Genomic DNA, 15,762 nt, shown 5'->3' on the forward strand with positions numbered 1-15,762 from the left:
ATGCACACCTCACACAAGTGGTTGCTGGGCGCTCTGGGCCTGGCGCTGGCCGGTCTGGTGCCGGCCGTGCACGCTGAAGACAAGACGTTGCGGCTGTACAACTGGGCGGATTATTTCGCCGAAGACACGTTGAGCAAATTCACCGCTGAAACCGGGCTCAAGGTGATCTACGACGTGATGGACGGCAGCGAAACCCTGGAAGCCAAGATGCTGTCCGGCGGCAGCGGCTACGACCTGATCTTCCCCGGCGACACCGTGGCCGAGCGCTTGATGCGTGCCGGCAGCCTGTTGCCGCTGGACCTTTCGAAGATCACGGCGATGAACGACATCGAACCGGGCCTGCAAAAACTGCGCAGCCATTACGAGCATTCGAACAAGGCCACGGTGCCGTACACCTGGGGCACCATCGGCCTGACCTACAACGCCGAGCAGATCAAACAGCGCATGGCCGACGCGCCGGTCAACAGCCTGGACATGCTGTTCAAACCGGAGTTGGCCGCGAAATTCGCCGATTGCGGGATTTCGATGATCGACTCGCCGGATGAAGTGCTGGCCGTGGTGCTCAACTATCTGGGCCGCGACCCGCGCAGCGCCAAGCCTGCGGACCTGGCAGCGGCCAGTGATCTGCTGATGAAGCTGCGGCCGTACATCCGCAAGTTCCAGTCGCAACCGGTGACCGATCTGGTCAACGGCAACCTGTGCCTGTCCCTCGGCTACAGCGGCGACATGACCCAGGCCCAACGCACCTCGGACAGCGCCGGCAAGCAGACCCGCTTCCAGTACCGCGTGCCGCGCGAGGGCACCACGGTGTGGATGGACACCATGGCCATTCCGGTCGATGCCAAACACCCGGAGTACGCCTACGAATTCATCAACTTCGTGATGCGCCCGGAGAACATGGCCGCGATCAGCAATTTCACCGGTTACCCGACCTCCAACGCCAAGGCCCGGCCAAACGTGGACGAGGCGATGCGCAACAACCCGGACATCTACCTCGACGAAGCGACCTATGCTCGTCTGATACCGGGCAAGGATATTCCCCAGGCCGACATGCGTGCCCGCATGCGCACCTGGACCAAGTTCAAGACCGCCACTGCAAAGTGATTTTTCCGGGCCGCCTCGGCGGCCCCTTACACATCAGGAACGTACACATGCCCACTCGTCGCGAGTTCATCAAACAGGTTTCAGTCGCCGCCGGCGTAGGCGCTGCCGTCATGGGCCTCGGCCTGTCCCCGGCGCGGGTGCTGGCGGCCAGCGAAGGTCGCTGGTTCATGCCCGACGAGGGCGACAAACACGAGCGCGCCTACATGGCCTTCGGCGCGCAGGACGCGATCTGGGAAGACTTCACCGAAGACGTCCAGGAAGCCCTCGGTCGCATCGCCCGCGCCATTTCCCGCTACGAACCGCTGACCATCTATTGCCGCAGCGGCGAACGCAGCCTGGCCGAGGAGATTTGCGGCACCTCCAACATCACCTACCAGATCGCCAACCTCGACGACATCTGGATGCGTGACATCAGCGCCAACTTCGTCATCGACGACAAGAATGGCCTCGGGGCGGTGGACTTCAACTTCAGCGGCTGGGGCAACAAGCAACAGCATTCGAAAGACGCGAAGATCGCCAAACGCGTGGCGGCTGATGCGCAGGCGACCTATCAGCGCAGCGAACTGGTGGGCGAGGGCGGCGGCATCGAAGTCGACGGCCACGGCACCGCAATCATGACCGAAAGCTGCTGGGTCAACGAAAACCGCAACCCCGGCTGGAGCAAGGCCGACGTCGAGGCGGAACTGAAAGCACGCCTCGGTTTGCGCAAGATCATCTGGCTGCCGGGCATCAAGGGCATGGACATCACCGATGCCCACGTCGATTTCTATGCGCGCTTCGTCACACCCGGCGTGGTGATCGCCAACCTCGACACCGACCCGCGCTCCTACGACAACAAGGTCACCCTGGCGCACCTGGAAATCCTGAAAAAGGCCACCGACGCCGACGGTCGTCCGTTGCAGATCCACACCGTTTCGCCACCGCTGAAGCCACGCAAGACCAAATTCAACAAGGACAACGACGACTTCGCCGCCGGTTACATCAACTATTTCGTGATCAACGGCGCGGTGATCGCCCCGGAGTTTGGCGACAAGGAGGCGGACAAGAAGGCCTTCGACCTGCTGAAAAAGCTCTATCCGAACCGCGACGTGGTGCAGATCAACATCGACGCGATCGCGGCCGGCGGTGGCGGGATTCACTGTGTGACCAGTCACCAGCCGGCATAAGGCTCAGCGCCTGCGCACTGCCACGCATTTGATTTCCACCAGCAGCCCCGGATGGGCCAGTTCGCTGACACCTATGCAGGTCCAAGCGCAGAAACCTTTGGGGAACACGCGGTTCTTCACGTCACGAAACACCGGCATGTGATGGCTCATGTCGACGTGATAAGTGGTCATCTCCACCACATCGTTGAAGGTGCAACCACCGGCCTTCAACACCTCGTCGAGGTTTTCCCAGGCGCGGATGAATTGCTGCTCGGGGTCTTCGATGACCTTCAAGTCAGCCGTCCGGCCCACCTGACCGGCGCAGTAAAGCGTGTCGCCGACCAGAACCGCCGGGGCGTAACCGGCGCGTTCGACGATGGGTTTCATGGATTCAGGGATGATGATTTCGCGGTTGGGCATTGTGATGTCCTTGAGTACTGCGTTTCAGCGACCGTGCGCGGCCGCCGCCAACTGCTCGGTATCCACTCGAACAAACACCGAATCGCCCACCGCCGTCAGCACCTCCCCGGCGTACACCTCGCAGATCACCCGGGTCTTGCGCCCGACTTCACCGTCGACTTTCGCCTTCAGCGTCAGCGGCACGCCCATTGGCGTCGGTTTGATGAACTTGATACCAAGGTTGCCGGTGACGCAGTTGATGCGCGGCAGGCTTTCGGGTTCGCGCTGCTCGGCCCGGTAGTGATACGCCATCGCGGTCCAGTTGGAATGGCAGTCCACCAGCATGGCGATCAGCCCGCCGTAGACCAGTTCCGGCCAGCCGCTGTATTTGGCCTCGGGCACATGCTCGGCCATGACGTGCACGCCGTCTTCATGCCAGAAACTCTTGATGTGCAGCCCGTGCGGGTTACTGCTGCCGCAGCCGAAGCAGATGCCCTCGGGGGCGGCAATGTCTTGCAGGGAAGTGTCGGGGGAGGCCATGCCGGAGTCATCCTTAATCAGTAAGCCGAACCGGACGGATTCTAACCCCGAATGCTCACCGTGAGGATTGCTCCTTGTGTTCGTGCTGCGGTGGATCGGTCAGGAGTTTTTTGCGGGTCGTCGAGTGATTCGGCAATTGCTCGCTGATGTCCCAGATTTCCAGCATTTTTGCGTATTCGAAGGCATGGCGCGGGTCGAGCTGAATCCACTGCTGGAACGCCAGGCGCTCGTCGGATGTGCAAGTGTCATCCTGCAGGCGCAGGCACCAGTGCGCTGCCTGGTTCAGGATTTCTTCATCTGCGTCGTTCATTGACGGTTTCCACGATGGCCGGAGAGGGCAGTTTACGTTGCCGCTTGCAAAAAAAACGTCAAAGCACGCTGAGTATTTAAACGGTTAGTGAACGTTTAACGGACAAAAAACGCCGCCCATGGACAGATCGCGCCGCTATTTCCGGCCTTCGCGCAATTGTCATATTCCGTCACATTTCAATGCAGATAGTGGGCAGCCCAATGTGTTTCCAGTGAGGCTGCCCCGTGTTTCAACGTCTTGCGTGTTCGCTGTCCGTGTTGAGTCTGTCCATTGCTGCCGCCCAGGCCGCCGACCTTGATACCCCGCGTCTGGCGGGCATCGACAATTTCCGGGATATCGCCGGTACCACCACCGCCTATTCCACGACCCACGACGGCACGATGCGCGCCGGGGTGTTTTACCGTTCCAATGCGCTGACGCCGACGGCGGCGGATCTTGCGACCCTCAATGGCCTGGGGATCAAGGCGGTTTATGACCTGCGCACGCCCAGCGAAATCGCCGGCACGCCAGATACGATGCCGATCGGGGCGACCTACCAGAACATCGACATCATCGGCAGTACCACTTCCGGCTCGAACATCACCACCGTGTCGTTCAAAAGCGCGGCCGATGCGATTGCGATGATGCAGGAGACCAACCGCGCCTTCGTCAGCGACGCCGGCATGCGCAGCCAGTTCAACGTGCTGTTCAACGAACTGGCAGGCGTCGACGGTGCCGCGCTGTTCCATTGCACCGCCGGCAAAGACCGCACCGGCTGGACCGCCGCCGTGCTGCTGAGCATCGCCGGGGTCGACAACGCGACGATCATGAGCAACTACCTGGCGACCAACGACTACACGGCCGCGCGGGTCGCCAAGACACTGGCGATGATGCCGCCGAGCATGGCCGCGATCTACGCGCCGCTGCTGGGCGTCGAGGCCAGTTACCTGCAGGCGGGTCTGGATCAGGTGACCGCGCAGTACGGCAGCATGGACAACTACCTCAAGCAGGGGCTGGGTCTGTCCCAGGAAACCATCTATGTGCTGCGCGGCAAAATGGTCGAGTACAACAGCCTGCCTGGTCAGGCCGGGCTGATCGGCAACGCTGCGGCCGGGGCGCAGCTGTTGCAGCAACTGCAGAACAGCAAACTCTCGGGCACCTACAGCGCCTACAACTACTACCTGCAATCGGCCATCGACGCCGGCACCCTGGACGGTGTCGAGTCCACGGTCGGCGGTCAGGTGCATGCGGATGCGGCGAGTTATCTGCTGCGTCAGAACGCGATGATCGAGCAGGCCGCCGCGCCATTCGCCAGTGGCACTGACCTCAAGGTTGGCCAGTACCGGTTGTGGAGCACCGCGCTCGCCGGTTACCTCGGCACCGACGGCTCGGCCCATGCGCAAAGCAGCAACGAACACAGCCAGGGCTTGATGGTTGGCGTCACTCAGCGTTTCTCCGAGCAACTCAGCGCACGCGGCGGTATCGGTTACAGCAAAGGCACCGTCGGCGGGGCGGGCGGCGAGGCTGATACCGACTTCACCTTCCTCAATCTGGGTGCCCGTTATGGCTTCACCAGTCTGGAACGTGGTTTGTTTGCCGATGCCAGCCTCAGCGCCGGTTACGTCGACTACGACAGCAAGCGCGACCTCGGCGGCGGCCTCGGTTCGGCGAAGGGCGGCACTCATGGCAATCTCAGTGGTGCCACGTTGGCACTCGGTTATCGCATGCCGCTGAACACTGTGATTCTGGAACCGAGCCTCGGCGTGCGCGTCAGCCGTCTGGACCTGTCGGGCTTCCAGGAAAAGGGCAGCGAACTGGCCCTCAATGTCGATGACATTCAGGACACCCGGCGTAGCGCGGTGGCCAATCTCGGCGTCTCGTTCGCCCCGATGCCGATGGGCGCGTGGCAACTGGTGCCGGGCGTGCGGGTCGGCTACGAGCATGTGCTGGGCGATCATCAGGTCGACAGCGAAGGGCATCTGCTGGGACTGGATATCGAACAGCGCGCGGCATTCGACAATCGTGACCAGTTCAGTGGCGGGGTGAATGTCATGGCCAACCTTGGCGCCCTGAGTGTGGGCGCCGAAGTCGGTGCCAGCGGCGGGGGCGACAGCCACGGTTTCGGCGGTGCGCTCAAGGCCAGTTATCAGTTCTGAAACACCTCAGACACATAAAGGACTGCCTCAGCGCAGTCCTTTTCGTACCTCGGCCGGGCTCACGCCGTAGGCACTCTGGAAATACTGGCTGAAGCGCCCGACATTGCTGAAGCCCAATCGCAGCGCCACTTCGGTCACCGACGGCGAAGTGCCCTGACGCAACGTCTCGTAGGCGCGTTCCAGCCGTACCTGCCGCTGATACCCGACAATCGACGTCCCGGCAAATCGCCGAAAGCCCTCCTGCAACGCACGCAGGCTGACATTCGCCAACTGCGCCAGATCCGTCCCGCTGACCGCGCTCTCGGGGTGCGCCTGAATGTACTCGATGGCCTGCTTCACATGCCGTGGCGCAATCAGCGCCTCGGGTCGACGCAGCGCCTGACTGAAATTGTGCGGCCAGGCCTCCAGCACGGCGTCCACCAGCATCTCCCGCAGCCGCGACGGCATCAGGGAGCCGGCGTTCAACAGCAGACCGAACTCCGCGCCGGTGGCCAGATCGATCAGCGCGCGAATGCCCTGAAACGCCGGGCTTTTCAGATCCACCCTCGGCTCGAAATGCAGCTTGTGCACGATCGGTCGGCCCAACAGCGACGACAAGCGTTCGGTGAGCGCTGCGCGGCTGATCGACATGCCGTGCTGGGCGTGATTGTCGATAAAGCGCATCGAACGCAAGTCCGCCTTGTCGATGGCCAGCCCCACATCGCTCAGCCCCACGTCTTCATGGTTGAAAACGATCTTGCCGGCGGTGGGAATGACGAAGGTGATTTCGTCGAACGGCTCGGGAAACGTGACGCTGAAATCGCCCCGGTAATGCATGCGCCGGAAACTCACGCCTTCGTACCGCCCGTAAACGCCACCGATGATGATGTCCTTGGGCGGTGGCGGGGTGTCGCCATATCGGTTGCCGAACATTCGCGAGAACAGGGCGCCGAAGTCGTCGCTGGCCATGTTGTCGGATCGCAGGATGAGGGTCTGGCGCGTCGGGCTTGAGTACACCGGGAAGGTCACCTTGGTGGTCGGGGCAGAGGGGCGCGAGGACGTTACCAAGGGAGAGTGACGCCGATGTGACAACGCTCGATGCTGTACGTGAATGCCACGCACAGCATCGAGCGAAGTGCTTTCAACTGTGATGAATGTCCCGGTCCTTGGTTTCCGGCAAGAAGAAAATGCCGAGAATCGCCGTCATCACCGCGATGACAATCGGGTACCACAAGCCGTAGTAGATATCCCCGGTGGCCGCGACCATCGCAAACGCCACGGTCGGCAGGAACCCGCCGAACCAGCCGTTACCGATGTGGTACGGCAGCGACATCGAGGTGTAGCGGATGCGCGCCGGGAACAGCTCGACCAGCCATGCCGCAATCGGGCCGTAGACCATGGTCACGTAGATCACCAGCACGGTCAGCAGGAGCAAGACCATCGGGTAATTGGTCTTGGCCGGATCAGCCTTTTCCGGATACCCGGCTTCTTTCAGCGCGGTGCCGAGGCTGGCGGTGAAGGCGTCGTTGCGGGTCTTGAAGTCGGCGGCCGGCATGGCGGTGCCTTCGAAGCTTTCGATGACCTTGTCGCCAATGCGCACCTGAGCCACGGTGCCCGGTTCCGCTACCACGTTTTCGTAAGGGATCGCCCGTTTGGCCAGGATGGTTTTCGCCAGGTCGCAGGAACTGGTGAATTTGGCCTTGCCCACCGGATCGAACTGAAACGAGCACTGGTCGGGGTTGGCGATCACCTTGACCGGGTTCTTCTCCTGGGCGACGAACACGTCGGGGTTACCGTACTGGGTCAGCGCGTGGAAGATCGGGAAGTAGGTGACCGCCGCCAGAATGCACCCGGCCATGATGATGCCCTTGCGCCCGATGCGGTCGGACAGGCTGCCGAAAATCACGAAGAACGGCGTACCGATCAGCAGTGAACCGGCGATCAGCAGGTTGGCGGTCTGCGGGTCGATCTTCAGGGTTTGCAGCAGGAAAAACAGCGCGTAGAACTGCCCGGTGTACCAGACCACCGCTTGCCCGGCGGTACCGCCGAGCAGGGCCATGATCACGATTTTCAGGTTGTCCCAACGGGCGAAGGATTCGGTCAGCGGCGCTTTCGACGCCTTGCCTTCGGCCTTCATCTTCATGAACACCGGCGACTCGCTCAGTTGCAGGCGGATGTACACCGACACGATCAGCAGCAGGATCGACAGCAGGAACGGAATCCTCCAGCCCCAGGCCTCGAACGCCTCGGTGCCCAGCGCCGTACGGCAGGCCAGAATCACCAGCAGCGACAGAAACAGCCCCAGGGTTGCAGTGGTTTGAATCCACGAGGTGAAGAACCCGCGTTTGCCCTTCGGCGCATGCTCGGCCACATACGTCGCCGCGCCGCCGTACTCACCGCCCAGCGCCAGGCCTTGCAGCAGCCGCAGGGTAATCAGAATGATCGGCGCCGCGACCCCGATCGTCGCGTAACCGGGCAGGAACCCCACAATCGCCGTCGACACACCCATGATCACAATCGTGATCAGAAACGTGTGCTTGCGCCCGATCATGTCACCCAACCGCCCGAACACCACTGCCCCAAACGGCCGTACCGCAAAACCGGCGGCGAAGGCGAGCAGGGCGAAGATGAACGCCGTGGTCTCGTTCACCCCGGCGAAGAAGTGCTTGGCGATGATCGCGGCGAGTGAGCCGTAAAGGTAAAAGTCGTACCACTCGAACACCGTGCCGAGGGACGACGCAAAAATCACCTTGCGCTCCTCGCGGCTGATGCTGTGGTTGGGCGCGTTGCCGGTGGAGGTGCTGTCGAGTACTGCCATGGGTGTTCTCCGTCGTGCTTGTTTTTATAGGCCGGAGCACTTCATCAACGTCGCGTACCCGAGGCCTGTGGCGGATGCCGTATCAGGTGTTTCGTGGAGCGTGCACAGAATCACCGCCCCGCGCGGGAGGGCGGGGTTTCATTGAGCATAATTGGGATTGGGGGGATATCCAGTGGTGGCGGTGGATGGGGGGCAGTGACGGAGAGGCTTTGGCTGGTTCGGGGAGGGAATGAGTTAAATGAGTTTGCATTCGTGGTTTTTATAGTTGTTCAGAATTTTGGTTGTTCTGAATAATTATTAAAAACTGTCATTTCTGTCAGGTGCGGCCGCGGATGGTTACGTTGATACTTTTAGTACGTGGGGTTGGAAAATAAATCTGTTCCCTTTGATTGCCCTTTGATTGTTAATGGTCTTGATTGGAGGTGTGTGATGGTGATGGATGATAGAGAGTATCTTGTGCAGAAAGCGAAATTGGCAGAGCAAGCTGAGCGTTATGAAGATATGGCTGAAGCCATGAAAAAAGTCAAAGAGCTTGGTAGTGAACTCAGTACTGAAGAAAGGAGCCTTCTTGCTATTGCGCAGAAAAAGAGTGCCGTAGTTCCTCGATAAAAAAACTAAAGCAGGCCTTGGAAATGGCAATCAAAAGGGGACAGATTTGAATGGCACTTACTTAACAGCTAACCGATTGAGCTGAAAGCAAAAAATGAAGAAGGGCTGGCCTTGGTCTACGGTGATAGTTGCGAACACACACCAGAAAACCAAGGACACAGCCCACATGGATCGTAGACGCCAAATTCTCCAGCATCAACAGCAACGTTTTCGCCGCCACGCTTCGAATTGTGATGCCTATGCTTTTTTCAACCTGCTCACGGCTCCCGAGTTGCTGCAGCGCGTTGAGTCAGCACTGCCAGAGCATCGGGAGCGCTTGTATCCGCCAACGGAAACTCTGTCGATGTTCCTGGCTCAAGCGATGAGTGCCGATCGCTCCTGCCAGAATGCCGTCAACGATTTCTCCATCAAGCGATCCTGTAGCGGCATGAAACCCAATAGCGCTCGCACGGGCGCCTTCTGTAAAGCCCGACAACGCTTGCCGGTAGAAATGGTATCCACGTTGGTTCGACATTCCGGTTCGTCTATCAGTGATCAGGCGCCGCCTTCGTGGCGATGGATGGGGCGACCTGTACGCCTTGTCGACGGGACAACCGTCTCGATGCCCGATACGGCTGCGAATCAGGGGGCCTATCCGCAATCTCGCGGGCAGAAAGTTGGCCTTGGTTTTCCGTTGTGTCGAGTGGTGGGCCTCGTTTGCCTCTCCAGTGGCGCCGTTTTAGATGCCGCACTTGGACGTTTCCGAGGTAAGGGCGGCGACGAACAGACGCTGCTCAGATCAATGCTCGGCACGTTGAAAACAGGCGACATCTTGTTGGGCGACGCTTACTACGCGACCTATTTTCTGCTGTGCGAGTTGCAGCGACGAGGTATCGATGGCGTGTTCGAACAATATGGCGCTCGACGGCGCAGCACGGACTTTCGTCTGGGCCAAAGTCTCGGTTCGGAAGACCACTTGATCGAATTGAAAAAGCCCGAAAGAAGGCCGCCCTGGATGAGTCAAACACATTACGAACAGGCCCCTGAAAGGCTGATAGTGCGAGAGTTGAAGACTGGCGGAAAAACGTTGGTGACCACCTTGCATTGCCCGAAGCAGACACCCAAAACAGCTCTCAAATCGCTGTACAAGGGGCGATGGCATGTCGAGTTGGACTTGCGAAATCTCAAGGCCACACTGGGCCTTGGAAGGTTGAGCTGCAAAACCCCGGGCATGGCGGTCAAGGAGTTATGGGTCTATCTGTTGGCCCACAATCTGATCCGAATGCTCATGACCCAATCGGCTCTGTTAGCGGACTGCTTGCCTCGCGAACTGAGCTTCAAACACAGCCTTCAGCTATGGCTGGCGCTACGACAATATGGGAGTCCTGAAGACGAGGATGGTCTGGCGAACTTACTGATGCTGATAGCGCAAAGACGCGTTGGAAATCGACCTGGTCGTATCGAACCGCGAGCCATAAAACGAAGACCTCAGGCCTACCCCTTGCTGACCAAGTCACGTCGGTCAGCAAGGGCTGAGGTCAGGAAAAACGGGCATGCTAAACATGTTAAGTAAGTGCCATTCGGGACAGACTCAATTCGTCCCCTCTCATGCTAAGTGGAGGTGAGTATTAAACCTCGTTGATAAGGCTTACTCCGTCGGAACGACTTTATCCAACACCCGATTCACCGCCAGTTCCGCCAGCATCACAACCTGCGCAATACCCTGCGCGGTCTTGCGATGAGGCCCCTGAAGGAGGTCGGCGAAGTTGTGCAGCATGACGTTGGCGGAGCCGAGGGTTTCGACGGCGTCGGCGAGCAGGGATTCGTTGTTGCTGGCCGGGTTGGCCTGGTAGAGGCGGTTGGGGGAGTAGGGCGCGGCCATCATGTGGGCTGTCATCGGGCCGAGGTGGTAGTCGACGGCGCGGTTGGCGGCTTCGTTGAATTTCTTCGAATCAGGGCATTCGTAGGGGGAGGTTGGGTCGGTGATGCTGGCCGGTTCGGTGACCGGGGGATTTGGCGTTGCTTTGAACATATTCATTCTTTTCCTGTTTTGAAGCCGCCAGACCCGAGCTACTAAACAAGGGTGGAGGCAGCTGTGCGCAGGTTAGTAGACCGGGGAAAAGAAGAAAGCCGGCGTGCCCGAGGGCACCCTACGCACAGCCACCATCAAATCCAGGTATGGGAATACCTGACTGACAGAGACTTGTGCACTCTTCAAATACCAACGGGCTACTAAACCCGATCACTGCGAATCAGTGACCCGATCCAAGTTACCGGCCGACCCCAAGGCGCACAAGCCGGCGGATTCTGGCGTAGCCGTAGGCGCTGGCGCAAGGATTTGTGGGCAATTGCGCGTAACTCCAGGTGTCTTTAAACACACGCATCGAAACGTGTTTGGCGGCCCACAAAACACACTGAAACATCCGTCAGAACCCACCCCGAAAACCACCATGGCTTCAAACCCGCCGCCGTGTCTGTAAACTGGCCGCCCGAAACGGCGCGCGATGGCGCCGTCCTCACTGCCAGCGAAGGACTTTCCCATGGCCAACCAAGACATCACCTACACACCGGATCCGGATGCAGACTCGATCTCTTCGGACGTGACCGAATTCAACGGCATCCTGATGTCGACCCAGATTCCGACCCGTGCCGACGGCAGCCTGGAACTGGGTGACGTCACCGCGCAAAGCGAATGCACGTTGCAGGCGCTGAAAGTGGCGCTGGAAAAGGCTGGCAGCTCGATGGAGCGCGTGCTGCACCTGACCATTTACCTGACCGACATGGCTGATCGCGCTGCGTTCAACGAGGTGTACAAGCGCTTCTTCGCCAAGCCATGGCCGGTGCGTGCGGCGGTTGGGGTGGCGGCGCTGGCGGTTGAAGGGATGAAGGTGGAAGTGACTGCAATGGCTGCCAAGGCCTGAGTTTGCGGTTCGGTTCGGCAGCTCTGTCCTGGGCAGGGCTGCCACCCGGCAGCACAGGCGTGCCGGCCACGCGTTTCGCGGCTACAATGCGCGCCTCGACCGTGACAGCCTGACTAAAAACTATATATGTCCTTGCCCAAACATCACCTGGAACTGCTCAGCCCCGCCCGTGACGTGGCCATCGCCCGCGAGGCCATCCTGCATGGCGCCGACGCGGTGTACATCGGCGGCCCGAGCTTCGGTGCGCGCCACAACGCGTGCAACGAGGTGAGCGAAATTGCCGAACTGGTGGAATTTGCCCGTCGCTATCACGCGCGCATCTTCACCACCATCAACACCATCCTGCACGACAACGAACTGGAGCCGGCGCGCAAGCTGATCCATCAGTTGTACGACGCCGGCGTCGATGCGCTGATCGTCCAGGACCTGGGCGTGATGGAACTGGACATTCCACCCATCGAGCTGCACGCCAGCACCCAGACCGACATCCGCACCCTTGAGCGGGCGAAGTTCCTCGATCAGGCCGGTTTCTCGCAACTGGTACTGGCCCGTGAACTGAACCTCAAGGAAATCCGCGCGATCGCCGATGAAACCGATGCCGCCATCGAGTTCTTCATCCACGGCGCGTTGTGCGTGGCGTTTTCCGGTCAGTGCAACATTTCCCACGCGCAGACCGGGCGCAGCGCCAACCGGGGCGACTGCTCCCAGGCCTGCCGTCTGCCGTACACCCTGAAAGACGAAAAGGGTGGCGTGATCGCCTACGAAAAACACCTGCTGTCGATGAAGGACAACAACCAGAGCGCCAACATCCGCGCGTTGGTCGAGGCCGGTGTGCGTTCGTTCAAGATCGAAGGTCGCTACAAGGACATGGGCTATGTGAAGAACATCACCGCCTATTACCGCCAGCGCCTGGACGACGTGCTCAACGACCGTCCGGACCTGGCCCGCGCTTCCAGCGGCCGCACCGCGCATTTCTTCATGCCGGACCCGGAAAAGACCTTCCACCGGGGCAGCACCGACTACTTCGTCAGCGAGCGCAAGATTGACATCGGCGCGTTCGATTCGCCGACCTTCACCGGTCTGGCGGTGGGCACGGTCGAGAAAGTCGGCAAGCGTGACATGCAAGTGATCACCCACGAGCCGCTGTCCAACGGCGACGGCCTCAACGTGCTGGTCAAGCGCGAAGTGGTGGGTTTCCGCGCCAACATCGCCGAAGCCAAAGGCGAGTTCGAGGAAGAAGGCGAGAAGCGCTACCGCTACCGCGTCGAGCCGAACGAAATGCCGGACGGCCTGTACAAGCTGCGCCCGAACCATCCGCTGAACCGCAACCTCGACCACAACTGGCAGCAGGCCTTGCTCAAGACCTCTGCCGAGCGTCGTATCGGCGTGAGCTGGCTGGCGAAGCTGCGTGAAGAGCGTCTGGAACTGACCGTGACCAGCGAAGAGGGCATCAGCGCCAGCGTTGCGCTGGAAGGCCCATTCGGCGTCGCCAACAAACCGGAACAGGCGCTGGAAACCTTGCACGATCTGCTCGGTCAGCTCGGCACCACCGAGTACCACGCGACCTCGATCAAGCTGGATGCGCCGCAAGCGTTCTTCATCCCGAACTCGCAGCTCAAGTCGTTGCGCCGTGAAGTGATCGAAGCGCTGACCGCCGCCCGTGTTGCCGCCCACCCGCGCGGTTCGCGCAAGGCCGAGACCACGCCACCGCCGGTGTACCCGGAGGCGCATCTGTCGTTCCTGGCCAACGTCTACAACCAGAAGGCCCGCGACTTCTACCACCGTCACGGCGTGAAACTGATCGACGCCGCGTACGAGGCTCACGAAGAGGCGGGCGAAGTGCCGGTGATGATCACCAAGCACTGCCTGCGGTTCTCCTTCAACCTGTGCCCGAAACAGGCCAAAGGCGTGACCGGCGTGAAGACCAAAGTCGCGCCGATGCAGCTGATTCACGGCGATGAAGTGCTGACCCTGAAGTTCGATTGCAAACCGTGCGAGATGCACGTGATCGGCAAGATGAAGGGCCACATCCTGAATCTGCCGCAGCCGGGCAGTGTGGTGGGGCATATCAGCCCTGAGGATCTGATGAAGACGATCCCGCGCGCGCCGCACTGATTCAAAGGCAATAAAAAACCGGTGACGAAAGTCACCGGTTTTTTTATGCCTGCCAGAAACTCAACTGACTTCGTAACGCGATCCCGTTGGCGGCGCCGCTTCGCCACTCAACGCATCGACCATCGGCGGATGTTCCTGCGCTGCCTGACGCAGATCCTCGGTCACCCGCAGCTCGGCGCCGGTTGGCGAGAACGTCGCTGCCGCCGCAAATGGCGCCGGATTGGCCGGCACCGGACGCTTGCCACGGCGCCAGAAGAAGAACGTCACCATGGCCAGGTTGACCAGCGCGAAGGCCCAGAACAGGCCGGTTTCGCCATGGGCGTTCATCGCCGGGGAGATCAGCAGCGGGCTCATTGCCGAGCCCAGCGAGTTGATCAGCAACATGCCCTGAATCATCGGCACCAGGGTTTCGACCGGCGCACGGTCAGCGGCGTGGCTGACCGCAACCGGGTACAGCGCGAACACGCCGCCACCCAGCAGGAACAGCATCGCCGCGAGCATGGCCGAAGACAGCGGCACCAGCACGATCACCAGCGACAGCACGGTGCACGCGGCGCACAGCACAGTCAGCACTTGCAGGCGATCCTTGCGGTCGGACCAGCGCCCGACCGGGTATTGCAGGAGCATCGCGCCGAGGATCGTCCAGGCCATCATGCTGCCGACCTCGCCGACGTTGAGGCCGATGCGTTGCAGGTACAGCGGCAGCAGGGTGTAGATCGCCGCGATGGTGATGCCGGAGCCGAAGCAGCCGACCAGCCCGGTGGGCGACACGCCGAGCAAGGCCCGAGGCTTGAGCGGTTCGACCTGTTCCAGCAACGGAGAAACGCGCGGCAGGATCACGATCGGCAGCACCGACAGGGTCGCCAGCATGCCGGCGACCATGAACGGCGCGGTGTCGCCGAGCCCGGTGATTTTCCCCAAAAATGCCTGACCCAGCACCCCGGCGCCGTAGAGAACGATCATGTACAGCGCCAGCAGACGGCCGCGAATCTTCGCGTCACCGGCCAGCAGCAGCCAGCTCTCGATCACCAGAAACACACCGACCGTGGCCCAGCCGTTGATCAGGCGCAGCACGACCCAGCCCCAGGTGTCATAAAACAGCCCTTGCAGCAGGATGGTCGCGGCGATCAGCGAGGCGAAGCTGCTGTAGGCGCGGATGTGGCCGATGCGCAGGATCAGCCGGTCATTGAAGATCGCGCCAAGCGTCAGGCCGGCGAAATAGGCCGAGGACACGATGCCGATCATCGTCGCCGATTCGCCGGCAGCGCCCAGGCGCAGGGTGGTCAAAGAAGACAGAAAGCCGTTGCCCAGGGCAACAATGAATAGCCCGAGCAGGGGCGCCAGCGCCATGGCCAGCAAACGCGGTGTCATAAAAACCTCAAGTGATCGAACAGCGGAACGTGCGCCTCTGCGCATGCGAGTGCCAAGCCGAAGTGTGTTGAAGACAAACGACCGCCGAACGGGCAGGACGATTGAGCCTGGCGCACTGTGTGAAAGTGGCCGGCTGTTCAAACCTGAGGGTTGTCATGGCTGCGGGCAGGCGCCGTTCGGGCGACTGCAAGAGGAGGCGCGATTTTAAGCCTTGTGAAGAGTTTGCCAAGGTGCCGGGCCTGCGACGTTGGGACGCAGCCCGGATCGATAAAGACAGGATCGATAACCCCAGCGCATTCATTGCCCGGATGAAAAGTTGCTGTATCGATCCGTTTTC

General features: G+C 60.6%; 14 protein-coding genes. 7 read left to right on the top strand and 7 right to left on the bottom strand.

Annotation, left to right across the window (positions count from 1 at the left end):
• Positions 1-1,104, top strand: coding sequence for an extracellular solute-binding protein (locus tag KJY40_RS13575; RefSeq protein WP_230737429.1), 1,104 nt, complete (start codon positions 1-3; stop codon positions 1,102-1,104).
• 47 nt (positions 1,105-1,151) lie between these two features.
• Positions 1,152-2,270, top strand: a complete 1,119-nt coding sequence (locus KJY40_RS13580) for an agmatine deiminase family protein (RefSeq protein WP_230737430.1) — start codon at positions 1,152-1,154, stop codon at positions 2,268-2,270.
• A 3-nt stretch (positions 2,271-2,273) separates the two neighbouring features.
• Here KJY40_RS13580 and KJY40_RS13585 read toward each other — a convergent pair whose 3' ends face one another.
• Genes KJY40_RS13585 through KJY40_RS13595 form a run of 3 tightly spaced genes read right to left on the bottom strand, consistent with a single transcriptional unit; the run spans position 2,274 to position 3,498 of the window.
• Positions 2,274-2,669: a RidA family protein gene (locus tag KJY40_RS13585; RefSeq protein WP_230737431.1), complete on the bottom strand. Its 396-nt coding sequence runs from the start codon at positions 2,667-2,669 to the stop codon at positions 2,274-2,276.
• Positions 2,670-2,693: 24 nt separating this feature from the next.
• On the bottom strand, positions 2,694-3,188 hold the full coding sequence (locus KJY40_RS13590) for a PaaI family thioesterase (protein ID WP_230737432.1): 495 nt from the start codon (positions 3,186-3,188) through the stop codon (positions 2,694-2,696).
• 55 nt (positions 3,189-3,243) lie between these two features.
• Positions 3,244-3,498, bottom strand: a complete 255-nt coding sequence (locus tag KJY40_RS13595) for a FecR/PupR family sigma factor regulator (protein ID WP_230737433.1) — start codon at positions 3,496-3,498, stop codon at positions 3,244-3,246.
• A 224-nt stretch (positions 3,499-3,722) separates the two neighbouring features.
• On the opposite strand from KJY40_RS13595, the gene KJY40_RS13600 reads away from it, so the two are divergent.
• Positions 3,723-5,633, top strand: a complete 1,911-nt coding sequence (locus KJY40_RS13600) for a tyrosine-protein phosphatase (protein WP_230737434.1) — start codon at positions 3,723-3,725, stop codon at positions 5,631-5,633.
• A 27-nt stretch (positions 5,634-5,660) separates the two neighbouring features.
• Here KJY40_RS13600 and KJY40_RS13605 read toward each other — a convergent pair whose 3' ends face one another.
• Entirely contained in the window at positions 5,661-6,629 is a 969-nt protein-coding gene (locus KJY40_RS13605) for an AraC family transcriptional regulator (RefSeq protein ID WP_230737436.1), read from the bottom strand.
• A gap of 124 nt (positions 6,630-6,753) precedes the next feature.
• Positions 6,754-8,430 (bottom strand): MFS transporter, encoded by a 1,677-nt coding sequence (locus tag KJY40_RS13610; RefSeq protein ID WP_230737437.1) that lies wholly within the window; start codon positions 8,428-8,430, stop codon positions 6,754-6,756.
• A 429-nt stretch (positions 8,431-8,859) separates the two neighbouring features.
• Between KJY40_RS13610 and KJY40_RS13615 the strand changes: the two genes are divergently transcribed.
• Positions 8,860-9,039: a 14-3-3 family protein gene (locus KJY40_RS13615; protein ID WP_230737438.1), complete on the top strand. Its 180-nt coding sequence runs from the start codon at positions 8,860-8,862 to the stop codon at positions 9,037-9,039.
• A 166-nt stretch (positions 9,040-9,205) separates the two neighbouring features.
• Positions 9,206-10,591 (top strand): IS4 family transposase, encoded by a 1,386-nt coding sequence (locus tag KJY40_RS13620; protein ID WP_230731992.1) that lies wholly within the window; start codon positions 9,206-9,208, stop codon positions 10,589-10,591.
• Positions 10,592-10,666: 75 nt separating this feature from the next.
• Here the strand turns inward: KJY40_RS13620 and KJY40_RS13625 are convergent, their stop codons facing one another.
• Complete coding sequence (locus KJY40_RS13625) at positions 10,667-11,050, bottom strand: DUF6124 family protein (RefSeq protein ID WP_230737684.1); 384 nt, start codon at positions 11,048-11,050, stop codon at positions 10,667-10,669.
• Positions 11,051-11,558: 508 nt separating this feature from the next.
• Between KJY40_RS13625 and KJY40_RS13630 the strand changes: the two genes are divergently transcribed.
• Positions 11,559-11,939 carry a RidA family protein gene (locus KJY40_RS13630; protein ID WP_230737439.1) on the top strand — a complete coding sequence of 127 codons (381 nt, stop codon included), beginning with the start codon at positions 11,559-11,561 and terminating at the stop codon, positions 11,937-11,939.
• Positions 11,940-12,065: 126 nt separating this feature from the next.
• Positions 12,066-14,054, top strand: a complete 1,989-nt coding sequence (locus KJY40_RS13635) for a peptidase U32 family protein (protein WP_230737440.1) — start codon at positions 12,066-12,068, stop codon at positions 14,052-14,054.
• Between the two features lie 60 nt (positions 14,055-14,114).
• Here KJY40_RS13635 and KJY40_RS13640 read toward each other — a convergent pair whose 3' ends face one another.
• Positions 14,115-15,425: an MFS transporter gene (locus KJY40_RS13640; protein ID WP_230737441.1), complete on the bottom strand. Its 1,311-nt coding sequence runs from the start codon at positions 15,423-15,425 to the stop codon at positions 14,115-14,117.
• Positions 15,426-15,762 lie beyond the last annotated feature (337 nt).

The sequence above is a fragment of the Pseudomonas fitomaticsae genome, from assembly GCF_021018765.1.
Classification (GTDB): Bacteria; Pseudomonadota; Gammaproteobacteria; order Pseudomonadales; family Pseudomonadaceae; genus Aquipseudomonas; species Aquipseudomonas fitomaticsae.

Coding starts and splice junctions, on each gene's coding strand:
- KJY40_RS13575 (WP_230737429.1), top strand. CDS start 1: ATGCACACCTCACACAAGTGGTTGCTGGGCGCTCTGGGCCTGGCGCTG.
- KJY40_RS13580 (WP_230737430.1), top strand. CDS start 1,152: ATGCCCACTCGTCGCGAGTTCATCAAACAGGTTTCAGTCGCCGCCGGC.
- KJY40_RS13585 (WP_230737431.1), bottom strand. CDS start 2,669: ATGCCCAACCGCGAAATCATCATCCCTGAATCCATGAAACCCATCGTC.
- KJY40_RS13590 (WP_230737432.1), bottom strand. CDS start 3,188: ATGGCCTCCCCCGACACTTCCCTGCAAGACATTGCCGCCCCCGAGGGC.
- KJY40_RS13595 (WP_230737433.1), bottom strand. CDS start 3,498: ATGAACGACGCAGATGAAGAAATCCTGAACCAGGCAGCGCACTGGTGC.
- KJY40_RS13610 (WP_230737437.1), bottom strand. CDS start 8,430: ATGGCAGTACTCGACAGCACCTCCACCGGCAACGCGCCCAACCACAGC.
- KJY40_RS13615 (WP_230737438.1), top strand. CDS start 8,860: ATGGTGATGGATGATAGAGAGTATCTTGTGCAGAAAGCGAAATTGGCA.
- KJY40_RS13620 (WP_230731992.1), top strand. CDS start 9,206: ATGGATCGTAGACGCCAAATTCTCCAGCATCAACAGCAACGTTTTCGC.
- KJY40_RS13625 (WP_230737684.1), bottom strand. CDS start 11,050: ATGTTCAAAGCAACGCCAAATCCCCCGGTCACCGAACCGGCCAGCATC.
- KJY40_RS13630 (WP_230737439.1), top strand. CDS start 11,559: ATGGCCAACCAAGACATCACCTACACACCGGATCCGGATGCAGACTCG.
- KJY40_RS13635 (WP_230737440.1), top strand. CDS start 12,066: ATGTCCTTGCCCAAACATCACCTGGAACTGCTCAGCCCCGCCCGTGAC.
- KJY40_RS13640 (WP_230737441.1), bottom strand. CDS start 15,425: ATGACACCGCGTTTGCTGGCCATGGCGCTGGCGCCCCTGCTCGGGCTA.